5 protein-coding genes are annotated in these 5,285 nt (G+C 67.8%); all 5 read right to left on the reverse strand.

The genetic code is table 11. The features are described from left to right. Window positions 1-207, reverse strand: a 207-nt coding sequence (locus ACIQ3R_RS14915) for a hypothetical protein (protein ID WP_397419648.1), incomplete at its 3' end; no start/stop codon positions are given. A gap of 237 nt (window positions 208-444) precedes the next feature. After that, on the reverse strand, window positions 445-1,227 hold the full coding sequence (locus tag ACIQ3R_RS14920; RefSeq protein WP_397419649.1) for a hypothetical protein: 783 nt from the start codon (window positions 1,225-1,227) through the stop codon (window positions 445-447). A 29-nt stretch (window positions 1,228-1,256) separates the two neighbouring features. Further along, on the reverse strand, window positions 1,257-3,131 hold the full coding sequence (locus tag ACIQ3R_RS14925; protein ID WP_397419650.1) for a portal protein: 1,875 nt from the start codon (window positions 3,129-3,131) through the stop codon (window positions 1,257-1,259). Between the two features lie 257 nt (window positions 3,132-3,388). After that, window positions 3,389-4,063 carry a PEPxxWA-CTERM sorting domain-containing protein gene (locus ACIQ3R_RS14930; protein ID WP_397419651.1) on the reverse strand — a complete coding sequence of 225 codons (675 nt, stop codon included), beginning with the start codon at window positions 4,061-4,063 and terminating at the stop codon, window positions 3,389-3,391. Window positions 4,064-4,183: 120 nt separating this feature from the next. Beyond that, the coding region (locus tag ACIQ3R_RS14935; RefSeq protein WP_397419652.1) for a hypothetical protein at window positions 4,184-5,285 on the reverse strand (1,102 nt) is incomplete at its 5' end.

A 5,285-nucleotide genomic window follows, 5' to 3' on the forward strand; every position in this document is an offset into this window, starting at 1 on the left:
GGTATCCTGGGCGGAGAGCGTCGCCCCGCTACGCACCACATACTGATTGGGCAGCCTGATTTTCAGGGTGTCACCGACCTTCGCGCCCTGCTGAGCGAAGCGGTCGTCGTAGTCCCGCGTAATCGTGCCCACGAAGCTCAGCTTCTGGTGCAGCACGCGCAGCGCCTCCCGCGTCACGGCGGTGGCGCTCAAAAGGGTGTTTGGCATCGGTTGTCCTTTGATGATGTTGGGGAATGCGCCGGACGCGCCGAGGCGCGGGCTCACCGCCCGCGCGTAGTCGGTCTGTCCTTCGGATGGCGCGGAGACGTCGCCCCCGTCCGGCGTGCTCCCGCGTGGGAGGCCGGAGGGGCGTTAAAGACGTAGAGGTCAGCTAGCCAGCGCGCAGACGGTCAACAAGGCAGGGGTAGAGAGGCCGCGCGGTCGCGTCTTGAACGGGTCCTTCCATCACCGCCCGCTCATCGTCTGTGCGTTCCGCCGCCGCATCCACTCCTTGGCCGCAAGTTCATCCCGCAGACCGCCGGCTCCGCCACCCGCGCCGGCCACGCTCACGGCTGGGCGCAGCTCGCGGGCCCGGGCGGCGGCGGCCTCATCGGCCGTCTGGTCGGCTTTCCAGGCCTTGTGCAACAGCTTCCAGAGCCTGGGGTCCGCAGCCTCGGCCAGCTCCTCCATCGTGACGCCGAAGGCCCGGGCGTAGTCGACCAGCTTCGCCGCCGTCTCCGGCGACCAGCCCTCGATCTCCTGCCGCAGCGCCTGGCCGGTCCGCGCCATGGCCTCTGCGGTCTCGCGCGCCCGGCTCAGTTGTTCCTGCGCTTCGCTGCGCCCAGCTGCGTCGGACAGCACCGCATGCGCCTCGACCAAATCGGTCCGCCGCGCCCAGGCGGCCTCCGCGCCCTCCCGGTCCTGCGCCGCCCAGGCGTTCCAGTCGACGCCGTCATAGGCCTCCAGATCGTCTTCGATCAGCGCCAGACGCATCCGGTCGCGGCTCAACGTGCGCTCCGCCGCAGACCCGGCCGTAAACGCTTCCCGTTCGGCGTCTAGCGCCCGGCGCAGATCAGCCAGCTCCTGGGTCTTTCGCGTATAGTCGGCGTTCATCATGAAGGCGCCGCGCAGTGAACCCGGCAGGGTATGCACCTCGCCGTCCACCTCCAGCTCAAACGGCTCCGGCCCCGCATCAGGCATGGCTGCGCCCGCCGCCGCGTCCACGACGGTTTGATCTTTGATCTGCATGTCTGTCCTTTCAGGAGTGTCTTGCGGTCTCAGGCCGCCGGGCTCTGGGCGCGCATCCGTTCGGTCTCGGCGCGGAAGGCCTCGATCTCCAGCTTCCGGGACTTGTGCGCCTGGTCCTGCTTGAGCGCCGCCGTCTCGGCCCGCGCGACCGCCAACGCCTGGGCGAGCTTCGCCAGCTCGCCCCGCGCTTGCTCGATCTCCGGCGAGGCCCCGCGCGCCGTCGGCGGCAGGCTAGCCGCCAGCCGCTCGGCGATCTCGTCGGCTCCGGGCCAGTCCAGGTTCCGCGCCAAGAGGTCGCCGATCAGCGGCGCCGCGGCCGGATAGGCGCGGATCAGTTCGATCATCTGTCCCGCCGCCTCTTCCCGGCGGCTTGTGAAGCTCGGCCCCGAGCGCACGGTCAGGTCGTATCGCCCGACCCCCAAATCATGGATCCGACCCACAGCTCGCAGCGTCTCGCCGCCCCGCGCACCTGGCGCCACCGCCGCCGCGCCGGCCTTGCCGTCCGGCCCCAGCACCCGCACCACACGCGCGGTCGAATAAACCTTCGGGATCAGGTCAACCAGAATCCGCCCCGCGTGCCGGATCGCCCGGCTCAGATTGTCGATGTAGTGGAAGGTCGAGACGTCGCCCTCCCGCTGCCGGGCCAGGATCGCCCGCCCGCTCGTTTCGTTCGACCGCGCGCCCAGGCTGGCGTCGTGCAGCCCCATGATCGACTTCATGTCGTCGGCGGCGTTCAGCGCCTCCTGGAGCGGCCCTGCGGGCACACCGGCGAACGGCTGGCGTTGCGGCGGTTCGGGCCCGTCATACTCGATATAGGCATGGGTCTCGGTATTGGCGCTCGCCCACTTCGCGCTGTCCGTCTCAAAGGCGCCGCGACGGCCAATGAAGGGCGCCTTGGGCGCCAGGGCCACCAGCTCAGTCGAGGCCGTCCGCCAGTAGTTGAACATCCGCTGCGGGTCCTTGGCGTCGCGCACCAGCCCGCGAAGCCGTCGTCGCCCGTCGACCATCAGTTCCTCGCCAAAGACAGGCACGATGGGGATGAACCGCCCCGGCCAGTCCACGGTCTCAAGGATCTCGGCGCCCGAGACGATCCGCTGTGTCACCTTGTGGCTCGCCACCTGCCGCGGCCGCCCGATGGGCTTCACGCCCAGCGCCTCGAACAACGCACGCTCGGCCTTGTAGGTCGCTTCCTCCACCACGCGCCCGTCCGAGAGCGCAAGCATGGTGCGGCTGACCCGCTCACGCCGCCACCACTCGGCGACAGCCACGCGATCGCCCTCATGGCGCGAGCCGGCGTCGATCGCTCCGGCGCCTGGCCAGTCCACCGTCTGCGCCCCGGGCCAGCGGGCCAGGAATTCCGCCCGTTCTGGGCTCTCCACGACGAATGCAATGTTCCAGTCGGCGCTGTCGGCCGCGGTCGAGTTGGGATCGCCGTAGATGCTGAACGGATTGGCCACCCGCTCGATCGCCAATTCCTGATCAAAGCCGTCATCGGCCGCATACCGTGTGTTGATCCGGAAGTAGCCGAACCCGCAGGTCACAGCGAAATCCAGCGCCGTGTCATAGGCCACCTCGGCGTCCGAGCTCTGCTCCACGTGCCGGATCAGGCCATTGAACACCTCCGCCGTCTCGGGATCCGCCGCCGAGTCCACCGGATGCACGTGAATGGCCGGCTTGTTCTGCCGCGCATCGTTCACGACCTGTCGAACAAAAGCCGGAAGTCGGTTGATTGTTAGACACGGGCGGCTCTGCCGCTCCCGCTGGCGGCGGACGGTGTCCGGCCACTGTTCCCCAAGCCTGGCGAACCTCAGGTCGTCCAGCGCCTCACGCCGGTTCTCGGCCTCAGCGTCGGCGGCGCGCGCAAAAGCTTCGCGCGCTTCAGAAAGCAGCTCGTCGTCGGACAAGGTTGTCATCCATGGCTGAAGGCCCGCGAAGCCTGCGCCGCGCGGGATCGCGAGCCCAAACGCCCGCGGTGTCAGAAGTTCAGAGGATCAGAGGATCAGAGGATCAGAGGATCAGAGGATCAAAATTCAAACGATCGGGAACCATCCCGGAGCGCGCCATTCGCGGCCGCGCTCACAATTCGGGATGATGGGGAAACCCTACCTCAATTCGCGCGCGTCGTAAAGAACAAAACAGAAACTTTCTTCGGCGCGAGGCTTTAGGCGGTTCGTTCTGCGCTTCGACGCCGGCGCAACAGTCCGCCCACGGCGCCGAAGCCGGCGATCAGCAGAGCCCAAACACTGGGCTCGGGCACGGCCCTCCCACCAGGCGGAGGGGGCGGAGCCGTCACCTCGAAGGTGATCGAATCCACACCGACATTGATGGCGTTGGGACCCCAGCGAAAGCTGACGCCCTGCGCGCTGGCGAAGTCATAGTTCAGGATCTTCGGGGCCGAGATCTCGACTCCGAACCGTCCCGACGCGACATCGGGAAGCCGTCCGCCCAGGTCGATCACCCGGGCCTCGGAGTCCCGGCGAAAGCTGCCCGCCGGAACCAACCGGACCTGCAGGAGCTTCACCGTCGCGCCGTTCAGCGGGATCAGCTGGATCTCCGGAACGCCGGAATCGTCGGTCACCCCGCCGACGGCCACCTTGTCGCCGCCCGCGAAATAGACGCCCGTGTACAAGACGCCCCGCCCCGGGGCGTCAAAGTCGGCGGTAAGCTCGTAGCGGGTTCGCACATCCAAGAGGCCCGCGATATCGCCATAGGTCTGATCGATCGGCTGATAGTTCGCACAGGCGAAGCCGCCGCCGCAGGTCGCATCGGAGAAGTCCAGCACAAAGGTCGCTGCATCCGCGCGCGGCGCAAGCACGGTCAGCGCGGCAACCGCCATGCCAGCGCTCCAAGCCTTGGACGACATATCCATCTCCAACGGTTGGACGGTTCCCCGCACCAAAGGAGCGTCACCCAAACGTGCTTAATGATAGGTTTCGCAAAGCCTCGCGCCGGCTGTTCAACCCATCCAGTGACCGCGCTCGGCCTCGCGTCTCGCGACCGGCGCCGATGCTCCGGCGCCCACCCGATTCAACGCAGACTCGCCGAACGCATCCGCCCCGTGGCTGGCCTCGTCGTGCATCGGCCCGCCATAGCTGCGCGTGGTCCGGTTCCAACGTTTGCGATAGGCGCGCAGCCGTTCGAGGCCGCCGGCGCAATGCTCGGCGTCGAACCAGCAGAGCGGGATCATCAGCCGCGCCGCGTTCACGCGCTCCTCAGGGTCCGTGGCGGCGCCCGGTTCGATCCGAGAAAGGCCAAGGCCCCGAAGCGTCTCCAGCCGTGAGGTGGCCGTGCTGATCTCGCGGGCCGCCACGTCGTGGGGCAGATGATGGCGCCCCCACACCCAGTCGCGTCCGGAGATCGCTCGCCGCACAATGGCGGCCAGGCCCTCGCCCCGGGTCTCGAAATAGTCGATCACGCGGATCTCCCGGCCCGCCTGCTGGAAGAACCAGATCGCTGTGTAGTCATCGACTCCCAGGTCCCAGGCGGTGTCCACCTTCAGCGCCGGGTCATGTGGAACGCGGGTGATCCGCCCGGCGCGCTCCGCCTCGCCGATCAGGCCCGCATAGTAGGCGCCAGGCGCCGCAGCGTCGAAATCCACCAGGTACTCGCTCGCGAACCGCGCCTCGCCCTCTTCGGGCGATCCCAGCTCAGCCACCAGTTCTGCGCGTTCCTTCGCGAGTTGTTCGGGTGTGAAGACGGTGGTCGCCGTGGCCGGTGCTTTCAGCGTGAACCAGTCGGGGTCTCTGGCGCGCGCTTCGAAGGATCGCGTGGCGTGATTGCGCCCCCGCGGCGTCCAAAGGAACATCGCCCAGCCGCCATTCTCCGCGAGGATCGGCCGGATGAAATCCCAGGCCTCTGGCTTGGCCAGCGCCCACTCCGAAAAAACCACGCCGATTGGAGGTGAGCCGACCAGCGAGTTGTAGTTGTCCGACCCCGCGACCTGCCAGGTCGAGCCGTTGTCCAGGTGAATGATCATCTCGGAGTCAATCGCCCGCGCCCGTATCTCAGCCGGAAAGGCCTCATCGATACGCCTTTTGCCGGTGTGCGGATTGATGGCG

The sequence above is a fragment of the Phenylobacterium sp. genome, assembly GCF_044371015.1.
Taxonomy (GTDB): domain Bacteria; phylum Pseudomonadota; class Alphaproteobacteria; order Caulobacterales; family Caulobacteraceae; genus Phenylobacterium.